The organism is Streptomyces sp. NPDC056128, assembly GCF_042263835.1.
Classification (GTDB): Bacteria; Actinomycetota; Actinomycetes; order Streptomycetales; family Streptomycetaceae; genus Streptomyces.
The window spans coordinates 87,858-109,462 of record NZ_JBHJVQ010000020.1; the positions used below are offsets into that span (position 1 = coordinate 87,858).

Sequence of the window (21,605 nt, forward strand, 5' to 3'; positions counted from 1 at the left end):
GAGAGCCGGGACCCGGCCGTCGGGGGCCCCGGCCGCGCGGGGCAGGTTCAGTTCTGGTCGAGGGGCAGGGCGATGTCGAAGACCTGCCGCTTGGCGGGGAAGGCGCCGAGGTTGTCGGCTCGGCCGTTGAGGATGTTGACGCTGTAGAAGCGGTACTTGCCCGACGTCTTCAGGGCGGCGAAGCCCTTGTTGTCCCCGGTTTCGCGGTTGTAGTAGATGTCGAAGCCGGCGGACGGTCCTGCCTTGACGCCGAGGTTGCCGGTGGGGGCGAGGGTGCCGGCGTTGGCCGGGGACTGCAGGGAGACGCGGTCGTTGACGGTGTCGATGTCGAACAGGGTGGTCGCGGTCGCCGCGTTGAGGTCGTTGTTCGTGTAGGCGGCTCCGGTCACGCCCAGCGCGGTCGGCCTCTCGGTGGCGGGCGGCGTGGCCGGGTTGGTCAGCGTGCCGTCCACGGTGGTGGTGCGCGGTGCGGCGCGGTCGTCGATGTTGTGGCGCAGGTTCTGTCCGGTGTCGCTGATCACCCGCAGGCGGTCCGCGGCCGGGTTGAAGTCCACTCCGAAGTTCTTGCCGTCCAGCTCCTCGGTGAGCCGGGAGACCTTCGTCGCCTTGGCGCTGCTGTTGATGGTGTAGATGCCGCCGGCGTTGCCCACGCCGTAGAGCTTGCCGTTCTGCACGCGGAAGTCGATCCCGACCAGCTTGCGGTCACCGGACAGGCCGCTGACCCGCCCCAGGTCCCACGTGTCGCCGGGGGTGCGGACGTCGAAGCCGACCAGGCGCTGGTCCGTGGTCAGGCCCACGCTGGACAGGCCCTTGCCGGCACTGGTCCAGCCGCCCTGGGTCTGGGCGGCGGTGGCGGCCGGGATGGCGGACGCCGCGGTGGCGGCCATGGCGACAGCGACGACTGTCTTGCGCATCATGCGTCTCCGAACAGGTCCAGGGCCGCCCGGCAGGCGGCCTCAGTAACAAGCAGAAAACCAGACAAAGATGCACGAATGGGGTGACGGGTCCCGTGCGCAACCGTGTCGCAGCAAATGGAGCAAGAACCCCAGCCCGCCCTGCCCTAGTGCCGCGACATCCGCCCGACGGGTGCGGTCCGGCGACAGCTCGCTCGTTTGGCCCGCTGTGAGCAGCAGTTCCTTGCCACGCGTGTTTGTGTCGGCACAGACCGGTATCAATCCGGCCTCCACATCCACAGCGCCCAAGGAGAAGCTCGTGCGGATATCTACCCTCGCCCCCGTCCTGGCGGTCGCGACCCTGTGGCCCATGGCGCCCGCGGCCGCGGCGGCCCCCACCGAGACTCCCGCGCGCACCGGCGCCGCGGCAGGTGACGAGCACAAAGAGGGCGGGCTGTCAGCGATCGGCCTCACCCACGACCAGCGGCTGGTCACCTTCCACACGGGCGCACCGGCGGCCGCGCGCTCCCTGGGCCGCGTCGACGGGCTGGAGAAGGACACCAAGCTCGTGGGGATCGACTTCCGCGTCCAGAACGGCAAGCTGTACGGCGTCGGTGACCAGGGCGGCATCTACACGCTCGACACCCACAGCGCGCAGGCGAAGAAGGTGTCGCGGCTCACCGTGGAGCTGGAGGGCGAGTACTTCGGCGTGGACTTCAACCCGGCCGCGGACCGGCTGAGGGTGATCAGCGACACCGGCCAGAATCTGCGCCACAACATCGACGACAAGGCCGCCCCGACGACCACGACCGTCGACGGCACGCTGACCAACCCGGCCACACCGCCCTCCACCGAGAGGCCGACCGCGAAGGGCGTCACGGGAGCGGCGTACACGAACAACGACCTCGCCACCGGAACGGCCACCACGCTGTTCGACGTCGACACCACCAACGACCGCGTCTCCCTGCAGTCCCCCGCCAACGCCGGCAGCCTCGCCCCCACCGGCGGCCTCGGCGTCAAGGCAGGATCGTCCGCCGGCTTCGACATCCACTACGACCCGAACACCGGCGCCAACCACGGCTACGCCACCCTCCACGTCGACGGCGCCGCCGGCCTCTACCGCGTCGACGTCCTCACCGGAGCGGCGACCAGCAAGGGGGCGTTCCCCGCCAAGCTCCAGGTCACCGACCTCGCCCTGAACCTGGCACAGGCCCGCCACCCGCAAGGCGCCATGGAGGCCGGTGTCGGCACCACGGCAAGCAACGGCGGCCCGAACATCAGCACCGCCGGCGTAGCCGCCGGATCCGCCCTCTTCCTCGCGGCCCTCGCCGGCGCAGGCATCTGGCGCACCCGCAGGACATCACGCACATCCGCCTCCTGACCGAAGGACGACCTGGATCGGCCATGTCACCTGATCAAGGTCATTGGCCGAGGAAGTGCCCGGAGCCGGACTTGAACCGGCACGCCCTCGAAGGGGCAGCGAGGTTTAAGCTCGCCGTGTCTGCATTCCACCATCCGGGCAGGCCATGGGCTCCGCGTCGAGTGCCTTGAGCCTATCGGGACGCACCTCCCGAACCGTGGGCGGGAGGTGCGATGTTGTCTTATTTTATTGGCGCCTGAGGGTCCATCAGTTCCTGGTTCAGGCCATCAGTACTCGCCAACAGCCTCGCGGGCGGTGACCCGCGGCGCACGTGGAATGACGGGATTTCACCGTCCGGTGAGGGCGCCCGCCCCGTTCCGCCGTCGGGGTCGGCCGTCATCCGCAGGTATGACACCGCCGCGGCCCGTCCGACCGGAGTCGCCCCCCGAAACCAGAACAGCGGCTGACTACACGGCGCCGTACGGCCGGAACGATGGGAGACGTCCCCGAGCACACGCCGTACCGACAGGAGCGCCCTTCCCGTGACCACCGCACCCATCGCCGACCGGTCCACCGTCGTGGCCGCACGCGCCACGGAGCTGTCCAAGATCTACGGCCAGGGTGAGACCCAGGTGGTCGCTCTGGACCGGGTCTCCATCGACTTCCGGCAGGCCGAGCTGACCGCCATCATGGGCCCCTCCGGCTCCGGCAAGTCCACGCTGATGCACTGCGTGGCCGGCCTCGACACCTTCTCCTCCGGCTCGGTGCGCATCGGTGAGACCGAACTGGGCTCGCTGAAGGACAAGCAGCTGACCAAGTTGCGCCGGGACAAGATCGGCTTCATCTTCCAGGCGTTCAACCTGCTGCCGACGCTGACCGCGCTGGAGAACATCACCCTCCCGATGGACATCGCGGGCCGCAAGCCGGACAAGCAGTGGGTGGACTCCGTGATCCAGATGGTCGGCCTCTCCGGCCGGCTCGGGCACCGCCCCTCCCAGCTCTCCGGCGGCCAGCAGCAGCGGGTCGCCGTGGCCCGGGCGCTGGCCTCCCGGCCGGAGATCATCTTCGGTGACGAGCCGACCGGAAACCTCGACTCCCGTTCCGGCGCCGAGGTGCTGGGCTTCCTGCGCAACTCGGTGCGGGAGCTGGGCCAGACCGTCGTGATGGTGACCCACGACCCGGTCGCCGCGGCCTACGCGGACCGGGTGGTCTTCCTCGCCGACGGACGCATCGTCGACGAGCTGTACGGGCCGACGGCCGACGCGGTGCTGGACCGCATGAAGCGGTTCGACGCCAAGGGCCGCACCAGCTGACGTCCGCCCGCCCACCCCCGTACCGACTCGTACGTACGTCTGGACAGAGAAGACCCATGTTCCGTACCGCCTTGCGCAATGTCTTCGCGCACAAGGCCAGGTTGTTGATGACCGTGCTCGCCGTGATGCTCGGCGTGGCGTTCGTGTCGGGCACCCTGGTCTTCACCAACACCATCTCCGACGCCCTGCAGAACAGCTCCGCCAAGGGCTTCGACCACGTCGACGTCGCCGTGACCGCCGAGTACCAGGACTCCGAGGGCGACAAGGTCGGCGAGGTCCCCGAGCTGACCCGGGCCCACCTGGACGAGAGCGCGAAGGTACCCGGCGCGGCCTCCGCCGTGGGCGTGGTCTCCGGCTTCACCGCCGTCGCCGACAAGGACGGCGACCTGATCGGCGACGGCTGGAGCACCAAGGGCGGCAACTACTGGGGCGAGAAGGACCCCCGCTACCCGCTGACCGCGGGGCACGCCCCGAAGGGCGCGGGCGAGATCCTCATCGACTCCGAGACCGCGAAGCGCACCGGCTACGGCGTCGGTGACACCGTGCGGATGTCCGTCGACGGCCCGGTGCTCAACCCGAAGGTCGTCGGCGTCTTCACCACCGACGACGGCAACGTCGCGGCAGGCGGCAGCCTCACCCTGTTCGACACGGCGACCGCGCAGAAGCTCTTCGGCAAGGCCGGCACCTTCGACGAGATCGACGTCCGGGCGAAGGCCGGTGTCACCCAGGCCGCGCTGAAGGCGCAGCTGGACCAGGCGCTGCCGAAGGACCTCGTCGAGACCACCACCGGCAAGGAGCTGGCCGACGACCAGGCGGAGACGATCGCCTCGTCGATGAGCGGCATGAAGCAGGGGCTGCTGGTGTTCGCCGCCATCGCGCTGTTCGTCGGCACGTTCATCATCGCCAACACCTTCACCATGCTGGTCGCCCAGCGCACCAAGGAGCTGGCCCTGATGCGCGCGGTCGGCGCCTCCCGCCGGCAGGTCACGCGGTCGGTGCTGATCGAGGCGTTCGTGGTGGGCGTCGTCGCCGCGGTGACCGGTCTGCTCGCGGGCATCGGCATCGGCGCCGGACTGCGCGCCATGATGGGCTCGCTGGGCGCGGTCGTGCCCGAGGGGCCGCTGGTGATCTCGCCCGGCACGATCGTCGCGGCCCTGGTGGTCGGCGTCCTGGTCACCATGCTGGCGGCGTGGCTGCCGGGCCGCCGGGCGGCGAAGATCCCGCCGGTCGCGGCCATGAGCAGTGTGCACGCCAAGGCCACGACCAAGTCGCTGGTGCTGCGCAACACGCTGGGCGCGCTGGTCTCCGCCGCCGGCGTCGCGGTCGTCCTCTGGGCGACGTCGATGAGCGGCTCGGACGGGCAGGCCCCGATGGCCATGGGCGCGGTGCTGCTGATCATCGGCGTGTTCATCCTGACGCCGCTGCTGTCGCGTCCGCTGATCGCCGCCGCAGCACCGGTGCTGCGGGTGTTCGGCATCTCCGGCAAGCTGGCCCGGCAGAACTCGGTGCGCAACCCGCGCCGCACCGCCGCGACCGCCTCCGCGCTGATGATCGGCCTGACCCTGATCACCGGCATGACGGTGATGGCGGGCAGCCTGCAGAAGTCGATCGACAAGATGGCGTCGGCGTCGATCAAGGCCGACTACGTGGTCTCCATGGCCAACGGCAACAGCCTCTCCCCGGACGTCGCCAAGACACTGGCCGCCGCGGACGGGGTCAGCGCCATCAGCCCGCTGCGCAACGCGGAGTCCCGAATCGGCGGCGAGACCGAGTACCTCACCGGCGTCACCGGGTCCACGATCGGCGAGCTGACCGACCTCAAGGTCGAGCAGGGCACCTTCGAGGTGGGCGGCGACAAGGTCGCCGTCGACGCCGACACCGCGAAGGACCACGGCTGGAAGGCCGGCTCCACCTTCACCGCCGCCTACGAGGACGGCGCGAAGCAGAAGCTCACGGTCGCCGGGGTGTACGAGGGCAACGACATGATCCGCGGCATCATGGTCGACCTGGCCAATGTCTCCCCGCACCAGTCCGACCCGGTCGACATGCAGGTCATGGTGAAGATGTCCGACGGGACCTCGGCGGCCTCGAAGGACAGCCTGGAGCAGGCGCTGGACACCAACCCGGCGATCAAGATCCAGGACAAGAAGGACATCTCCAACGAGATCGCGAAGATGTTCACGCTGATGCTGAACATGCTCTACGGCCTGCTGGCCATGGCGGTGATCGTGGCGGTCCTCGGTGTCATCAACACCCTGGCCATGTCGGTCTTCGAACGCTCCCAGGAGATCGGCATGCTGCGGGCGATCGGCCTCGACCGCCGGGGCATCAAGCGGATGGTCCGCCTGGAGTCCCTGGTGATCTCCCTCTTCGGCGGGGTGCTCGGCATCGGGCTCGGCGTGTTCTTCGGCTGGGCGGCCGGTGAGCTGATGGGCACCTCCATGCCGACGTACGAACTGGTCCTGCCCTGGGGCCGGATGGGCGTCTTCCTGCTGCTGGCCGCGGCGGTGGGTGTCCTCGCGGCGCTGTGGCCGGCCCGGCGGGCGGCCCGGCTGAACACGCTCCAGGCCATCAAGGCGGAGTAGCCGCGACACACGCGTGAGGGCCCCGTTCCCGGGTGGGAGCGGGGCCCTCACGCGTGCCCGGCGGGTCAGTTCCAGGTGCGGGCGCGCAGCGGCAGGCCGGACGCGCCCGAGGCGGGCGGCTTCACGGCGAGGACCTGGTTGACGCCGATGCGGTTGCGCTCGAAGGCGAGCGCGGAGGCGGCCATGTACAGCCGCCAGACGCGGGCGCGGCCGGGGCTGACCAGCTTCAGGGCCGCCGTCCACTCGGCCTCCAGGTTGGCGACCCAGCGGCGCAGGGTGAGCGCGTAGTGCTCGCGGATCGCCTCCACGTCGCGCACCTCGAACCCGGCCCGCTCCAGTTGCGTGACGGTGGTGCCGACGGGGGCGAGTTCGCCGTCCGGGAAGACGTAGGCGTCGATGAACTCGTCGACGTGGTAGGCGGACTCGTCCCGCTGGGGGCGGCGGGCGATCTGGTGGTTCAGCAGCCGTCCGCCGGGCTTGAGGAGCCGGTGCAGGTCGGTGGCGTACTCCAGATAGCGCTCGGCGCCGACATGTTCGGCCATGCCGATGGACGAGATGGCGTCGTACGGCCCGTCGGACACGTCCCGGTAGTCCTGGACGCGGATCTCCACCCGGTCGGTGAGGCCCTCGTCGGCGACGCGCTTGCGGGCGTAGACCGCCTGCTCCTGGGAGAGCGTCACCCCGACGACGCTCACCCCGTGCTCGCGGGCCGCGTGGATCGCCATGGAGCCCCAGCCGCAGCCGACGTCGAGGAGGCGCTGACCGGGGCTCAGGCCGAGCTTGCGGCTGACGAGTTCGAGCTTGTCGCGCTGGGCGTCCTCCAGGGTTCCGCCCTCGGCCGGGAGGGCCGGCCAGTAGGCGCAGGAGTACACCATGGACGGGCCGAGGACGAGTTCGTAGAAGTCGTTGCCCACGTCGTAGTGGTGGCTGATGGCGCGTCTGTCGCTGCGCTTGGTGTGCAGGTGGCCGCGGGCCCGGCGGATCTCCTCCGGCGGCGGTGCGGGCGGCAGCGGCGGGCCGGCGAGCCGCACCAGTCCGCGCACGGCGGCCCGGACCTCGGGGTCGCGCAGCGCCTCGGCCAGGCCGCGGGCGTCCTCGCCGCGCTCCCAGACGAGTCCGGCAATCGACGCGAGGACGGTGTAGAGGTCGCCGTCGACGTCGACGTCGCCAGCCACCCAGGCGCGGGCCAGGCCGAGTTCGCCCGGCTTGAACAGCAGGCGGCGCAGGGCCCTGCGGTTGCGGACGACGAGGGTCGGCGCACCCGGCGGGCCCGCCTCGGAACCGTCCCAGGCGCGGATGCGCACCCTCAACGGTGCTCCCAGCAACTGTTCGAAGAGGTTCTGCAGCCGCAGCGCGGCGTCAGCCATGGCGTACCTCCGTGACGTGCGATCCCGGAATGTCCAACTCCACGTAAACACCTGGGAGCCCGCCGTACAGTCCCCGGCACGCGTTACGACTCGGCAAAATACTTGTACACGCCATCGGAATCGTCGCTCCGCCGGAGCAACGCGAAGGGGCCGCCCGCACCACGGATGGCGGGCGGCCCCTTCGGGGGTACCGCGGGTACTACCGACGCTCGGGAGCCGGGGTCAGGAGGCCTTGGCCTTCTCCTCGGTCTTCTCCGACGACGCGGCCTTCTCGCCCTGGCCGGCGGCCTTCGGCGGCGCGACCGGGGCCGGCTTGGCGGCCTCGTAGAACTCCTCGCGCGGGGTCTCCATCGCACCGAGGGAGACGACCTCGCGCTTGAGGAACATGCCGAGGGTCCAGTCCGCGAAGACGCGGATCTTCCGGTTGAACGTCGGCATCGCCATGCCGTGGTAGCCACGGTGCATGTACCAGGCGAGACGTCCCTTGAGCTTGATCTTCATCTTGCCCATGACGATCATCGCCACGCCCTTGTGCAGGCCGAGGCCCGCCACCGCGCCCTTGTTGGCGTGGCTGTAGTCCTTCTGCGGGAAGCCCCGCATGCCGGAGATCACGTTGTCGCCGAGGACCTTGGCCTGGCGCAGCGCGTGCTGGGCGTTCGGCGGGCACCAGGCGTTCTCGTTGCCCGCCTTGCGGCCGACGAGGTCCGGCACCTGGGCGTTGTCGCCCGCGGCCCAGATGTAGTCGGTGCCCTTGACCTGGAGGGTCGGCTCGCAGTCGACGTGACCGCGGGGACCCAGCGGCAGGCCGAAGCGGGTCAGCGCCGGGTTGGGCTTGACGCCGGCCGTCCACACGATGGTGTTGGAGTCGACCTCCAGCCCGTTCTTCAGCACCACGTGGCCGTCGACGCAGGAGTCCATGGAGGTGGACAGGTAGACCTCGACGCCGCGGCCCTCGAGGTGCTCCTTGCCGTACTGGCCGAGCTTGGGGCCGACCTCGGGGAGGATCTTGTCGGCGGCGTCGACGAGGACGAAGCGCATGTCCTCGCGGGAGACGTTGGTGTAGTACTTGGCCGCGTCGCGGGCCATGTCCTCGACCTCACCGATGGTCTCCGCGCCGGCGAATCCGCCGCCGATGAAGACGAAGGTGAGCGCCTTGCGGCGGATCTCCTCGTCGGTGGTGGAGTCGGCCTTGTCGAGCTGCTCCAGGACGTGGTTGCGCAGGCCGATGGACTCCTCGATGCCCTTCATGCCGATGCCCTGCTCGGCGAGGCCGGGGATCGGGAAGGTGCGGGAGACCGCGCCCATCGCGATGACCAGGTAGTCGAAGGGCAGCTCGTACGCCTCGCCCACCAGCGGGGCGATCGTGGCGACCTTGCGGTCCTGGTCGATGGTGGTGACCCGGCCGGTGAGGACCTCCGCCTTGGGGAGCACGCGCCTGAGGGGAACGACGACGTGTCGGGGGGAGATGCTGCCGGCGGCGGCTTCGGGGAGGAAGGGCTGGTAGGTCATGTACGACCGCGGGTCGACGACGGTGACGGTCGCCTCGCCGTAACGCATCTTCTTCTGGATGCGTCGAGCTGCGTACAGGCCTACGTACCCACCGCCTACTACGAGGATCCTGGGACGCTCCGTGGTGCTCATGCCATCGAGTATCCACCCGCCCCAGGGGGGTCGTTCGTGCGCCCCTTCACAAGCTCATGTTAGGTCTGTGTTACCATCCGCCACTCACGTGACGGAGATCATGGTGAGGAGAGGAACCGGCCCCCCTCACACCCCGTTGTCAATGCCGCGTGAGCTGCTCCTCCGTCCCGCCGGGGAGGGTGGACCACCCGCTCGCGACCCCCCTTCGAGGCACCCTCCGAGCACCGTCCTGAACACGTTCAAAGGGCAGTTGAAGCCCCAAAAGGGTCAACGACCGCACTTTCGTCGTCCGACAGGGCCCAATTCCTTGTGAAGAACTTCACGAACTTTCCGGACGGGACGTCACCGGGAGGCCCGTGAGGCCCCCCGGCAGCCGCTCAATCGTCGTCCGTCCTGCTCAGACCGGCGCCGCGGAGGGCTACGCGACCGACCACGCGATGCCGTCGAGGATGTCGTGCTCGCTCACGACGACCTCTTCCGCGCCCGTCCGTTCCATGATCGAGAGCAGTACCAGCGCGCCCGCCCCGATCACGTCGACGCGGCCCGGGTGCATGGAGGGGACGGCCGCCCGCTCGGCGTGCGTGGAGCGCAGCAGCCAGTCGGTGATCTCCCGGACCCGGTCCCGGGAGACCCGGGAGTGGTGGATGGCGGCCGAGTCGTACGCGGGCAGCTCCTGCGCGATGGCGGACACCGTCGTCACCGACCCGGCCAGCCCGACCAGCGTGCGCGCCTCGCGCAGCGGCACCGTCTCCTCGGCGAGGTCGAGGGCCGCCTCGATGTCGGCCCGCATCGCCGCGACCTGCGCCTCGGTGGGCGGGTCGGTCACCGCGCCCTCGCGCACCAGGTGCCGCTCGGTCATCCGCACGCAGCCGACGTCCACCGAACGGGCGGCGCGCACGTGGTCGTCGCCCACCACGAACTCGGTGGAGCCGCCGCCGATGTCGACGACCAGGTAGGGCCGGTCCAGGTGGTCGCGCCCCGCCAGCTCCCTGGTCGCCCCGGTGAAGGAGAACTCCGCCTCCTGGTCGCCCGAGATGACCTCCGGCTCCACACCGAGGATGTCCAGCACCCCGCGCACGAAGTCGTCGCGGTTCTCCGCGTCCCGGGAGGCGGAGGTCGCCACGAAGCGCAGCCGCTCGGCGCCGTGCTCCTTGATCACCTCGGCGTACTCGCGGCAGGCGGCGAAGGTCCGCTCCAGCGCCTCCGGCGCCAGCCGCCCGGTGCGGTCGACGCCCTGGCCGAGCCGCACGATGGTCATGCGGCGGTCCAGGTCGGTCAGCTCACCGGTGGCAAGGTCGGCGTCCGCGACGAGCAGCCGGATGGAGTTCGTACCGCAGTCGACGGCGGCGACCCGGGTCACTGGGCGTCCTCCTGGTCCGTGGGGCCGGTGGGGCCGGTGGGCGTCACGCACGGCCCCTTGCGCCACCACTCGGGCAGCAGCGCGATCGCCTCGTCGCCCAACGGATTGACGCCGGGCCCGGCCGCCAGCGAGTGGGCGACCAGCACGTGCAGGCACTTGACCCGGTCCGGCATGCCGCCCGCGCTCGGGAATCCGGTCAGCTCCTCGATCTCGTCGCGGCGCCGGATGTAGTCCACGTGCGCCGCGCGGTAGGCGGCGGCCAGCTCCGGGTCGGTGGCGAGGCGCTCGGTCATCTCCTTCATCACGCCGTTCGCCTCCAGCGTGCCGATGGCGGAGGCCGCCTTCGGGCACGTCAGGTAGTACAGCGTCGGGAAGGGGGTGCCGTCGGGCAGCCGCGGTGCCGTCTCCACGACGTCCGGCTGTCCGCAGGGGCAGCGGTGCGCGATGGCGCGCAGGCCGCGCGGAGGACGGCCGAGCTGCTGCTTGAAGGCCAGCACGTCCGCGTCGGTGGGCTCGGTGCGCGGCGTGGTCGGCGGGGGAGTCTGCATGACTGTCTTCTGCTGGTCTTCCTGTTGAGTCAGTGCCGGCGCGGTCGGTTCACGGCCGGCGGGCGGCGGCGTCGGCCTTGTCGACACCGTCCCAGACGTTCCGGTACCAGGGGCGGTCGGCCCCGCCGGACTCGGCGCGGGCCTTCCTGGCGGCGTCCGGGTCGACGACGACGAACCCCGTCTCCCCCGGCATCACGTAGTGCAGCCGCAGCCGGACCTGCTGCTCGGCGTAGGCGTCGTCCTGCCAGCGCGCCTTGAGGTCGCGCAGCTCCTCGACCCGGTCGCGGGTCTCCTGCTGCTCCCGCCGCAGATCGGCGATCTCGGCGCGCTGGGCGACGTACTGCCGTATCGGATAGGCGAGCGCCACGACGAGCGAGCAGAGCACCATCGCGAGCAGCGCGGCCCGGCCGGTCAGCCGGGAGCGACGGGCCTGGCGCTTGGTCTGCGAGCGGTAGACCCGGGCCGCGGTCTGTTCCCCGATGATCCGGATCCTGGTCGCGGTGGAGAAACGGTCCCGGTCCTTCACCGCCATGTCTGTCCCCGCTTCCCGTCCACACGTGCGTACGTCCCCGCACACGGTACGGGACCGAGTACGGGGACGTACGTACGACGCTGCCTACGAGGGCGGTGCTCAGCCCTTGAAGCGCGGGAAGGCGCTGCGGCCGGCGTACACCGCGGCGTCGTCGAGGATCTCCTCGATGCGCAGCAGCTGGTTGTACTTGGCGACGCGCTCGGAGCGGGCCGGGGCGCCGGTCTTGATCTGGCCGCAGTTGGTGGCGACGGCCAGGTCGGCGATGGTGACGTCCTCGGTCTCGCCGGAGCGGTGGGACATCATGCACTTGAAGCCGTTGCGCTGGGCCAGCTCGACGGCGTCCAGGGTCTCGGTCAGCGAACCGATCTGGTTGACCTTGACGAGCAGCGCGTTGGCGGCGCCGTCCTCGATGCCGCGGGCCAGGCGCTCCGGGTTGGTGACGAACAGGTCGTCGCCGACGAGCTGGACCTTGTCACCGAGCTTGTCGGTGATGGTCTTCCAGCCCGCCCAGTCGTCCTCGAACAGCGGGTCCTCGATGGAGACCAGCGGGTACGCCTCGACCAGCTCGGCGTAGTACTCGGTCATCTCGGCGGCGGTGCGCTCCTTGCCCTCGAAGGTGTAGGAGCCGTCCTTGTAGAACTCGGACGCGGCGACGTCGAGCGCGAGGGCGATCTGCTCGCCGGGGGTGTAGCCGGCCTCCTTGATCGCCTCCAGGATGAGGTCGAGGGCCTCGCGGTTGGAGCCGAGGTTCGGGGCGAAGCCGCCCTCGTCGCCGAGGCCGGTGGCCAGGCCCTTGCTCTTCAGGACCTTCTTCAGGGTGTGGTAGATCTCCGCGCCCCAGCGCAGCGCCTCGGAGAAGGACTCCGCGCCGATCGGGGCGATCATGAACTCCTGGATGTCCACGTTGGAGTCGGCGTGCGAGCCGCCGTTCAGGATGTTCATCATCGGCACCGGCAGCAGGTGCGCGTTGGGGCCGCCCAGGTAGCGGAAGAGCGGCAGGTCGCTGGCCTCGGAGGCGGCGTGGGCGACGGCGAGGGAGACGCCGAGGATGGCGTTGGCGCCGAGCGAGCCCTTGTTGTCGGTGGCGTCCAGGTCGAACATGGCCTGGTCGATCAGGCGCTGCTCGGTGGCGTCGTACCCGACCAGCTCCGGGCCGATCTGCTCGATGACGGCGAGGACGGCCTTCTCGACGCCCTTGCCGAGGTAACGGCCCGGGTCGCCGTCACGGAGTTCGATGGCCTCGAAGGCACCGGTGGAGGCGCCGGACGGAACGGCGGCACGACCCGTGCTGCCGTCGTCGAGGCCGACCTCGACCTCGACCGTGGGGTTGCCTCGGGAGTCCAGGATTTCCCGGGCTACGACGACGTCGATGGACGGCACGAGCATCTCCTTCTTCAATGTGACGCTTCGGTGTGACGCGCGGGTCCGCAGGACCGCGTCGGCTCTGCGGGACCGAGCCTAACCGGCTCCGGGCGATCGGCCAGCCGATCGCCCACCCGCTGGACAGAACCGAGAGTAAATTGTTTCCGAAGGGAACAAAGACAGAATCCCGCCCCGGCGCGTACGGGGAACACGCACCGGGGCGGGAGTCGCGGCAGGCGCCGCTTACTTCAGGTGCAGCTGCTGACCCGGGAAGATCAGGTCGGCCTCGTCGACGATGTCGTCGTTCAGCTTGAACAGCTTCTCCCAGCCGCCCTTGACCTCGTGCTCCTCGGCGATGGAGCTGAGGGTGTCGCCCTTGACGACCTTGTACTCGCCGTCACCCTTCTCGACCTTCTGGCCGGTGGGGGTGGTGACGGTCTTCTTCTCGGCCTTCTTCTCGGCCTTCGGCTCGGCGGCCGGGCGCTCGTCGGAGCGGGACGCCTTCTGCTCGGTGGAGCGGTCGGCGGTGGAGCCGCCGTCCTGGCTCTCGCCGGAGCCGGAGCCGGTGTTCGCGGCGTTCGACAGGCCGGTGCCGCAGACCGGCCAGGCACCCTTGCCCTGGCCCGCGAGCACCTTCTCGGCGATCTCGATCTGCTGCGCCTTGCTGGCCTGGTCGGCGGTGGCGGCGTACTGCGTACCGCCGTAGCCGGCCCAGGTGGAGGCGGAGAACTGGAGGCCGCCGTAGTAGCCGTTGCCGGTGTTGATGGACCAGTTGCCACCGGACTCGCACTGGGCGACGGCGTCCCACTCGGACGCGGTGGCGGCGGAGGCGTTGCCGGCCGCCATCAGCGGGGCGGCGACGGCGGCACCGGTCACGCCGGCGACGGCGATGACGCGAGTGGCCTTGGACGGACGACGGTGCTTGCCCTTGCCGGAAAACAGCATGGTTGATCCCCTCACCGACGCCTGCGAGGTGAGCTGTCGGGTTCGGGCCGGTTGAGTTGCCCGGCCGGGTTCCTCGCGGAACTCGGCTCCACCCCTAGCCGCTCCGGCAGAACTGCCCGGTGCGGCACTTACCTTGGGTCCCCCGCTCCTGCCTTCGGCGCTTTACGCGACGACTGTTCCCGTACGGCCGCTGGCAGGATTCGGCGTTGCGGCTGTCGGGGCCCGCGGTGGCGAGCGGTCATGACCGTAGACACGCGCTCCGCGGATTTTCAAAGACGATCACGGCTTCTGAGACCTATCTCTCACGAGATCCAAAACGGACATAGAGTCTCTAACCGTGACGCGAACTCCCCCTACTTTTCGCCCGATTCGCCCGTGACCGTGAGCGTCTGACCGGGCAGGATGCGGTCCGGGTCGTGGCCGACGACCCGCTCGTTGTCGGAGTAGAGCGCACGCCATCCGCCGTCGACGCCAAGGGAGTCGGCGATGGCCCAGAGACTGTCGTCGGAGCGGACGATGTAGGAGCCGTCGTCGGCCTCTCGCGGCCCGCCGTCACGCGAGGCGTGCCGCCCCGCGGTGCTGTCCGTCAGACCCTTCACGGGCCCGCCCTCGTCCGCGCTGTCGCCGCGGTGCCGGCCAGAGCCGGACGAGCCCTCGGTGGCGTCCGGTTCGGCGGTGGCACCGGAGTCGCTTTCGGGCGATGTGTCCGGCTTGGTGGATTGATCCTTGCCATCGGACGAGGCGTCAGAAGATTCCGACGGGGGCGAGGAGGACGGCGAGGAGGACGAACCGGACGCCTCGGGGGACGACTCCGACCCCTCGGTCGAATCCGACGGAGACGGCGAAGCGGATGACTCGGGCGAATCCGACGTCTTCGGGGAAGCGGTCGACTCGGGTGTCTTGGAACCGGCGGAGGATTCGGCCGAATCCGGGGTCTCCGACTTCTCCGGGGACCGCGACTCCTCCGACGAGCCGTCACCGGTCGCGCCCGTGGCGCCGGTGGCCCCAGGGGGGTTGCCCAGCCCCGCGAGCAGCCCGCAGGTCGGCCAGGCCGCGATGCCCTGGTCCGCGTACAGCTTCTCGGCGATTCTTATCTGCTGGGAGCGACTGGCCTGGTCGGCGCTGGCCGCGTACTCCAGACCGCCGTACCGCTCCCACGCCTCCTGGGGGAGCTGGAGGCCGCCGTAGTAGCCGTTGCCGACGTTCTGGCTCCAGGCGCCGCCGGTCTCGCACTCGGCGACCTGGTCCCAGTTCGCCCCGGCCGCGTGGGCACCGGTGGCGCCGAGCAGCGGGATCGCGATGGCGGAGCCGGTCACTCCGGCGGCGACGACCAGTGCGGGAGCCTGGCGGGGGCGGCGGTGACGACCGTTCCCGGAGAGCATGCGACGACCTTTCACAGACGACGGGGACCGTGCGGCGGGTGATGCTCGTCGCCACACTGATTCGTGAACGTATAGGCAGATGATCGCTTGTCACAAGTTCATGCCGCGCAGATCACGTGAAGATCACAGAGTTGAGGGCGTGTCATGTTTACCTTGACGACGCACCGTTGCCGTGTCCTGACGCAGTCGGCGTGAACGAGACGGGCAAAGTACGCAGACCGCGCATGATGAGCCCGCCGCGCCAGCGCAGTTCGGCCGGGTCTGCGGCGAGGCGCAGGTCGGGGAGGCGGGTGAGGAGCGTGGCGAGCGCGGTCTGCCCCTCGAGGCGGGCGAGCGGGGCGCCGAGGCAGTAGTGGATGCCGTGGCCGTACCCGAGGTGCTGGCTGTCGCGGCGGGACAGGTCCAGGGTGTCCGGGTCGGCGAAGCGCTCCGGGTCCCGGTCGGCGGCGGCCAGGACGACGAGGACGGGATCGCCCGCCGCGATCTCCTGACCGCCGAAGGTGAGCGGCTCGGTCGCGAAGCGCCAGGTGGCCAGCTCCACCGGGCCGTCGTAGCGGAGCAGTTCCTCCACGCCGGTCTCCAGCAGGCCGCGCTCCCCGGCGGCGAGGGAGGACTGCAGCCGGGCCCGCTGCTCGGGGTGGGTGAGCAGGGCGTAGGTGCCGTTGCCGATGAGGTTGACCGTGGTCTCGAAGCCCGCGAACAGCAGGATGAAGGCCATCGCCGCGGCCTCGTTCTCCGTGAGGTGCTCGCCGTGGTCGGAGGCGCGGATGAGACCCGAGATGAGGTCCTCACCGGGGCCCGGCTCGGGCGGCAGCGCGGCGCGCTTGCGGTGGATGAGGTCGGCGAGGTAGCCCCGCATCTTCTTGACCGACCGCGCCACACCGCCGCGCGGGCCTCCTCCGTGACGGATCATCATGCCCGCCCAGTCCCGGAAGTCGTCCTGGTCCTCGCGGGGTACCCCGAGCAGGTCGCAGATGGCGTAGATGGGCAGCGGGAAGGCGAAGTCGTGGATCAGGTCGGCGGAGCCGTCGGCCGCGAACCGGTCGATGAGGTCGTCGGCCAGCTCCTGCACCCGGGGGGCGAACTCGGCGACCCGGCGAGGCGTGAACGCCTTGCTGACCAGTCGGCGCAGCCGGGTGTGGTCCGGCGGGTCGATGTTCAGCAGATGGGTCATCAGCTCGGCCTTCCGCTCCCCCGGAATGCCGGTCTTGCCCTTGGCGTGCGCGGGCTCGTCGTGGTGGGCCGGGTTCTTGGACAGCCGGGGGTCGGCGAGGGCCTGCTTGGCGTCGGCGTACCGGGTGACCAGCCAGGCCTCCACCCCGCTGGGCAGCCGCGTGCGGTGCACGGGGGCGTGTGCGCGCAGCCAGGCGTAGGCGGGGTAGGGGTCGCTCGCGAACTCCCAGGTGAACAGCTCGGGGGCGGGTCCGGCGGGCGGCGGGTGCGGGGTCACCCCTCGACCTCCCGGATCGCGTCCCGGTACGCACGGGCCGCCGCTCTCAGCGCGGCCTCCGGGTCCGTGCCCTCGGACTCGGCGCGGGCGGCCAGGGCGAGGAGGTCGTAGCCGATGCCCTCGCCGGAGGGGAGGGGGACCTGGAGGCCGGCCTGGCGGACGCGGGAGGCGAGCTTGGCGGCGAGGGCGAGGCCGGGCTGGCCGAGGGGGACGCCCTCGGTGACCGAGGTGCGCTGCTTCTCTGCGGCCTTGGTGCGCAGCCAGTGCTCCCGGACGTCCTCCGGGGTGGCGGCCGTCTCGTCGCCGAAGACGTGGGGGTGCCGGTGGATCAGCTTGGTGACGATGGTGCCGGCCACGTCGTCGACGGAGAACGGCGCGTCCGGGTCCTCCTCGGCGATGCGGGCGTGGAAGACGACCTGGAGGAGGACGTCGCCCAGTTCCTCGCGCAGTTCGTCGCGGTCGCCGTCCTCGATCGCCTCGACGAGTTCGTAGGCCTCCTCGATGGCGTACTTGGCGAGGCCCTCGTGGGTGCGCTGCGACGACCACGGGCACTCCACGCGGATGCGGTCCATGACCTGGACCAGGTCGAGGAGGCGGGCGCCGGGGAGGTCGTAGGAGGCGGGGAGCAGCTCCAGCTCGGGCATGTGGACCTGGCCGGAGCCGGCGAGGCGGGCCAGTCCGTCGGTGAGCGCGGGGTCGCCCTCGCCGGTCGCCACGATCACCGCGGTGCGGCCGCCGGCGCAGGCGTCGACCAGTTCCTCGGCGGTCGGGGCCGCCTCGTCGACCCGTATCCCCGCCTCGCGCAGGTAGGGCAGCTGGGGGTGGGCTCCGTCGGCGCACAGCACGCGGTCGGCGGTGCGCAGGGCCTGCCAGGCGGGCCAGGAGAGCAGGCCGGGGGCGACGCGGTGGCTGGTGGTGAGGAGGACGATGCGGCCCGGGTCGGCGGGGGCCGCATCGGCGGTGGTTGCGTTCACTCCCCGAACGTAACGCATGCCCCGGACGGCCCCCCGAGTTGTCCACAGGGGGCCTGCGCAGGACCGTTACGCCGTCTCCTGGCTCCCCGCTGCGGTGATCTCCCGCACCCACGGCGTCTCGGCGTTGACGCGGCTGCTCTTCTGGACGTCCCAGGCGCCGTAGCGCGGGTTGAGGTCGACGTCGAGCTTGGCGGAGGCCTTGGACAGGGCCTGCCAGAACTCGGGGCGGCTGGTGTCGGTGCCGAGGCTCTCGGCCAGCTTCTGGGCCTCCAGCTGGAGGCGGAGGTTGTCGTCGAGGCGCTCGGGGGCGACGCCGTACTGCTGGAGCCAGGCCGTCTCCAGCTGCTTCGGGCCGCCGGCCTGCTCCTCCAGGCCCGCGCGCATCGCCTGCACTTCCCTGCGGGTGACGGTCACACCGGCGTCCCGGGCGGCGCGGTGCAGCACCTGGTCCAGGACCATGCCGTGCAGGGTGTCGCGGGTGAGGGTGCCGGTCTGGGCGACGACCTGCTGGTACTGGGTGTCGTCCGGGACGGCGGCCCGCTGCGCCGCGCGTACCTCGTCGACGCGGTTCTCCAGCTGGGAGACGGTGATGCGCTGGTCGCCGACGACGGCCGCCGCGCCCGGATGCGCGTCGTTGCCGCAGGCGGCGAGCAGAGGTGCCGCGGCGGCGATCGCGGCGGTGAGGAGGAGCGCGGGGCGACGGCGGCGGTGCAAGGGAACCTCCCGTTGGAGATTGTGCGACGGTGCACAAAGTCTTGCGATGATCGATGTTAGGCAGTGGCCCGGCTCTGGCCAACCCATTGGACCAACGATTCACCAGGACTTCGGGCACCGCCTCGCCCCCGCGCGGAACGGCGGTCGTCAGCCGCGCATCCGGCCCAGCCAGTGGAGCGTCCGCCGGACGTCGGAGGCGAGCGGGTGGCCCGGGCCGTGGACGCGCTCCACGTCGTGCAGCAGCCGGGCCAGTGTGTCGTGGGCGGCGGGGCGGTCGCCGAGGGCGAGCAGCAGGTGGCCGACGCGGCGGCGGACGTCGTGGGCGAGGTCGGGGTCGCCGGCGACGTACTGGTTCTCGTAGTACGGGAGCAGCGCGCGGTACTCGGCCAGGGCGGCGGCCGGTTCGCCGAGCTGTTCCAGGCACTGGGCGGCGTCGTAGCGGTGGCGCAGGGACTGCGGGTCGGCCTGGCCGGCCTCGGCGGCGCGTTCGTCGGCGAGGCGGCGCAGTTCGGGCAGGGCGCGCCGGTACTGGCCGTCGTCCATGAGGGTGGCCGCGTACTGCTTGCGCAGGGTGCGGACGACCGGGGAGCGTTCGCCGTGCTGTTCGGCGGCGGTGGGCAGGATGGCGCCGAGGATGTCGACGGCCTGGGTGATGCGGCCCTCGCCGAGGAGGCGTTTGACCTCGTCGACGGCGCGGGCGACGTCCGGCTTGGCGGCCTCGGCGGTGGGCGGCACGGGAGCCGGTTGCGGGGCGGGGGTGCGGGCGCGGTCGGGCCAGGGGGCGTGCGGGCGGACGAAGGGGCGGGTGGGGTCCAGGGCGCGGCCGGTGGGCATGCCACGCGCGGGGAGCAGCAGCGCCAGGTGTTCGTAGACCTCCTGGGCGGAGTCGGGGCGGTGCTGCGGGTCCTTGGCGAGCAGCCGCAGGACGAGGGCTTCGAGCGCCTCGGGGACCTCGGGGCGGACGCGGCGCACGGGCAGCGGCGGTTCGTACAGGTGGCGGTGGAGCACGCCGAGCGCGGTGGAACCGGCGAACGGCACGTCGCCGCTGAGCAGTTCGTGCAGGACGACGCCGAGCGCGTACAGGTCGGTGTACGGGCCGACGGCGCCGCCCATGGCCTGCTCGGGCGACATGTAGGCGGGCGAGCCGATGGGGGTGCCGGTGTGGGTGAGGCGGGTGGTGTCGGCGTCCATGACGGAGGCGACGCCGAGGTCGAGGACGGTGACGGTGCCGTCCTGCTTCACCATCACGTTGCGCGGTTTGAGGTCGCGGTGGACGATCGGCACGGCGTGCACGGCGCTCAGTACGGCGCACAGCTGCGCGGCGACCGCGACGGCCCACTGCCACGGGTAGGGGTCGTGTTCGGCGAGGTGGTCGGCGAGGTCGGCGCCGTCGACGTACTGCATGACGAGGAACAGCTCCTCGCCCTCGCTGCCCGCGTCGTGCACCGTGACCAGGCCGGGGTGGTCGACCTGTGCGGTGACCCGGCACTCGCGGACGAACCGGCGGCGCAGCTCGTCGGCCTCCTGCCCTGCGACCTTGTCGGGGCGCAGCAGCTTGACGGCCACGCGCCGGTCGAGCCGGCTGTCGTACGCCGTCCAGACCTGGCCCATGCCGCCCTGTCCGATGAGCTTGGACAGTTCGTAGCGGTCGGCGACGACGCGTCCGGTCGTCCCGGTCGCCTTCCGCCCGCTCACGTTCCGCCCTGGTGGCCGGCGCCGCCGTTGCCGTCGTGGCGGCGCAGGTAGTCGCTGAGTTCGTCGAGTTCGGCGCGGACCTGGTCGATGCGGGCTGGCGGGGGCGGCGCCTGCCGCGGGGGCGGCGGGGCGCTCTGCGGCACGGTGGTGGCCGTGAACGGCGAGGAGGGCTGCTGCGGGTAGCCGTAGCCGGGGGTCGGGGTCGGGGCGTAGCCGCCGTACCGCTGCTGCTGGAAGTGGCGGACGTCGGCCGCGATGTAGTAGGCGATCACGGCCACGAGTGTGGTGAGCAGCAGCGCGAGTCCGGTGTAGCCGCCGGGGGTGTGGATCTCGTCGCCGGGCTCGGTCCCGATCAGCACGATGCTGAGGATGTCGACGGCCAGGACCGCCACGAACAGGCCCCAGTCCACGGACCTGCGGGTGACGACCGCCAGCCGCAGCAGCATCACCCAGGTCAGGAAGCCGCAGGTGAGGACCGACAGGGACACGAACAGCACGCGCATGGAGACCAGATACCCGGGTGAGGGTGGCTGCTTCACCGGCTGCGTGTAGCCGTGGCCGTGCATGGCTGCTCCTGGTACCTGGAACGGGCGGATGTCGCGTCGAGCGTATAGGCCGACACCGACAGGCGGCCCCGGGTTGTACCGAACCGTTGTCGACCTGATCACTCCGGCCGGCCGAGGGCGGTGTCAGCCGCCGCACTGGCGGAGCATCGCCTCCCGGTCGGGCGCGGTCACCGCCAGTTCGTACTTGGCGGCGACCTGGGCGAAGCGGACCGCGTACGCGCACCGGACCGGCTTGGCCGGCGGGAGCCAGGAGGCGGGTCCGGAGTCGCGCTTGGCGGAGTTGGCGCGGCCCTGGACGGGGATCAGGTTGAGCGGGTCGTTGGCCAGTTGCTCGCGCTTGCTCTCGGTCCATCGCGAGGAGCCCATCTGCCAGCTGTAGGACAGCGGCACGACGTGGTCGATCTGGACCTCGCTCGCGTCCTGTTTGCGCCACTCGATGGTCGTACCGGTGTAGGGGTCGTCGAGGGTCATCGCGACGACCACGCAGTCGGAGCCGGAGCGGAAGCGGAGCTCCTGGCCGTCGCGCTGGAGGAGGTCGTTGCGCGTGTCGCAGCCGTTGCGGGCGAGCGGGACGCCGTCGGCGGAGTCCATCCAGGCGTAGCCGAACTCGTCGCGGTCGTAGCCCGTCTTCGGGCCGCGTCCCTTGGTCTCCAGGTCCTCGATGAGCTTGCGTGCCGTCGCCTCGGGGCTGTCGCCGGTGACCGGGGCGAGGCCGGGGCCGGTGCCGTCCGGGTTGCGCAGGGGGCTGACGGCCGGTCCGGCGGCCGGGGCGGCGGCGCCGCTGTCCGTGGGGGAGGCCGCGCCGCCCTCCAGGCCTTCGCATCCGCTGACCAGGGCCAGTGCGAGGGCCGCGCCCGCGGTCCATCCGGTACGGATCCTGCTGTGCCGCGTCATGCGCGCCTCCCCCGACTCGATCGC

The 21,605-nt window shown here is 71.1% G+C and carries 17 protein-coding genes, 1 tRNA gene, 1 pseudogene and 1 riboswitch; of the genes and pseudogenes, 3 read left to right on the plus strand and 16 right to left on the minus strand.

Features of this window, described 5'->3' with window-relative positions:
• Positions 1 to 47: 47 nt before the first annotated feature.
• A complete protein-coding gene (locus ACFC1X_RS28680) occupies positions 48 to 917 on the minus strand; it encodes a DUF4394 domain-containing protein (RefSeq protein ID WP_376358707.1) in 870 nt (289 codons plus the stop codon).
• Positions 918 to 1,263: 346 nt separating this feature from the next.
• Here ACFC1X_RS28680 and ACFC1X_RS28685 point away from each other — a divergent pair.
• A pseudogene (locus ACFC1X_RS28685) lies at positions 1,264 to 2,103 on the plus strand (DUF4394 domain-containing protein); the annotation flags it as partial.
• A gap of 227 nt (positions 2,104 to 2,330) precedes the next feature.
• Here ACFC1X_RS28685 and ACFC1X_RS28690 read toward each other — a convergent pair.
• Positions 2,331 to 2,414, minus strand: a tRNA-Leu gene (locus ACFC1X_RS28690).
• 381 nt (positions 2,415 to 2,795) lie between these two features.
• Between ACFC1X_RS28690 and ACFC1X_RS28695 the strand changes: the two genes are divergently transcribed.
• Both ACFC1X_RS28695 and ACFC1X_RS28700 read left to right on the plus strand, forming a co-directional pair.
• A complete protein-coding gene (locus tag ACFC1X_RS28695; RefSeq protein ID WP_376358709.1) occupies positions 2,796 to 3,566 on the plus strand; it encodes an ABC transporter ATP-binding protein in 771 nt (256 codons plus the stop codon).
• A gap of 56 nt (positions 3,567 to 3,622) precedes the next feature.
• A complete protein-coding gene (locus ACFC1X_RS28700; RefSeq protein ID WP_376358712.1) occupies positions 3,623 to 6,151 on the plus strand; it encodes an ABC transporter permease in 2,529 nt (842 codons plus the stop codon).
• 65 nt (positions 6,152 to 6,216) lie between these two features.
• On the opposite strand, the gene ACFC1X_RS28705 is transcribed toward ACFC1X_RS28700, so the two are convergent.
• From ACFC1X_RS28705 to ACFC1X_RS28770, 14 genes are all read right to left on the minus strand, one after another.
• Positions 6,217 to 7,518 (minus strand): class I SAM-dependent methyltransferase, encoded by a 1,302-nt coding sequence (locus tag ACFC1X_RS28705; protein ID WP_376358715.1) that lies wholly within the window; start codon positions 7,516 to 7,518, stop codon positions 6,217 to 6,219.
• A gap of 222 nt (positions 7,519 to 7,740) precedes the next feature.
• On the minus strand, positions 7,741 to 9,159 hold the full coding sequence (locus ACFC1X_RS28710) for an NAD(P)/FAD-dependent oxidoreductase (protein ID WP_376358718.1): 1,419 nt from the start codon (positions 9,157 to 9,159) through the stop codon (positions 7,741 to 7,743).
• A 418-nt stretch (positions 9,160 to 9,577) separates the two neighbouring features.
• Positions 9,578 to 10,519, minus strand: coding sequence for an exopolyphosphatase (locus ACFC1X_RS28715; protein ID WP_376358721.1), 942 nt, complete (start codon positions 10,517 to 10,519; stop codon positions 9,578 to 9,580).
• On the minus strand, positions 10,516 to 11,067 hold the full coding sequence (locus ACFC1X_RS28720; protein WP_376358723.1) for a DUF501 domain-containing protein: 552 nt from the start codon (positions 11,065 to 11,067) through the stop codon (positions 10,516 to 10,518). The genes ACFC1X_RS28715 and ACFC1X_RS28720 overlap by 4 nt, the downstream gene beginning before the upstream one ends.
• Positions 11,068 to 11,116: 49 nt before the next feature.
• Positions 11,117 to 11,599, minus strand: a complete 483-nt coding sequence (locus ACFC1X_RS28725) for a septum formation initiator family protein (protein WP_125491366.1) — start codon at positions 11,597 to 11,599, stop codon at positions 11,117 to 11,119.
• Positions 11,600 to 11,698: 99 nt separating this feature from the next.
• Positions 11,699 to 12,979, minus strand: coding sequence for a phosphopyruvate hydratase (eno, locus tag ACFC1X_RS28730; RefSeq protein WP_376358726.1), 1,281 nt, complete (start codon positions 12,977 to 12,979; stop codon positions 11,699 to 11,701).
• A 225-nt stretch (positions 12,980 to 13,204) separates the two neighbouring features.
• Positions 13,205 to 13,906 (minus strand): transglycosylase family protein, encoded by a 702-nt coding sequence (locus ACFC1X_RS28735; RefSeq protein ID WP_376358729.1) that lies wholly within the window; start codon positions 13,904 to 13,906, stop codon positions 13,205 to 13,207.
• 3 nt (positions 13,907 to 13,909) lie between these two features.
• Positions 13,910 to 14,076: riboswitch (cyclic di-AMP (ydaO/yuaA leader) on the minus strand.
• Between the two features lie 183 nt (positions 14,077 to 14,259).
• Positions 14,260 to 15,288 (minus strand): transglycosylase family protein, encoded by a 1,029-nt coding sequence (locus ACFC1X_RS28740; protein ID WP_376358732.1) that lies wholly within the window; start codon positions 15,286 to 15,288, stop codon positions 14,260 to 14,262.
• 148 nt (positions 15,289 to 15,436) lie between these two features.
• Positions 15,437 to 16,738: a cytochrome P450 gene (locus ACFC1X_RS28745; RefSeq protein ID WP_376358735.1), complete on the minus strand. Its 1,302-nt coding sequence runs from the start codon at positions 16,736 to 16,738 to the stop codon at positions 15,437 to 15,439.
• Complete coding sequence (locus ACFC1X_RS28750) at positions 16,735 to 17,712, minus strand: nucleoside triphosphate pyrophosphohydrolase (RefSeq protein WP_376358738.1); 978 nt, start codon at positions 17,710 to 17,712, stop codon at positions 16,735 to 16,737. The genes ACFC1X_RS28745 and ACFC1X_RS28750 overlap by 4 nt, the downstream gene beginning before the upstream one ends.
• A gap of 66 nt (positions 17,713 to 17,778) precedes the next feature.
• Positions 17,779 to 18,426 (minus strand): SurA N-terminal domain-containing protein, encoded by a 648-nt coding sequence (locus ACFC1X_RS28755; protein ID WP_376358741.1) that lies wholly within the window; start codon positions 18,424 to 18,426, stop codon positions 17,779 to 17,781.
• A gap of 147 nt (positions 18,427 to 18,573) precedes the next feature.
• Positions 18,574 to 20,064 carry a serine/threonine protein kinase PkaE gene (pkaE, locus tag ACFC1X_RS28760; RefSeq protein WP_376358780.1) on the minus strand — a complete coding sequence of 497 codons (1,491 nt, stop codon included), beginning with the start codon at positions 20,062 to 20,064 and terminating at the stop codon, positions 18,574 to 18,576.
• A 53-nt stretch (positions 20,065 to 20,117) separates the two neighbouring features.
• Complete coding sequence (locus ACFC1X_RS28765) at positions 20,118 to 20,687, minus strand: hypothetical protein (RefSeq protein ID WP_376358744.1); 570 nt, start codon at positions 20,685 to 20,687, stop codon at positions 20,118 to 20,120.
• Positions 20,688 to 20,810: 123 nt separating this feature from the next.
• Positions 20,811 to 21,581, minus strand: coding sequence for an HNH endonuclease family protein (locus ACFC1X_RS28770; protein WP_376358747.1), 771 nt, complete (start codon positions 21,579 to 21,581; stop codon positions 20,811 to 20,813).
• Positions 21,582 to 21,605: the final 24 nt, after the last annotated feature.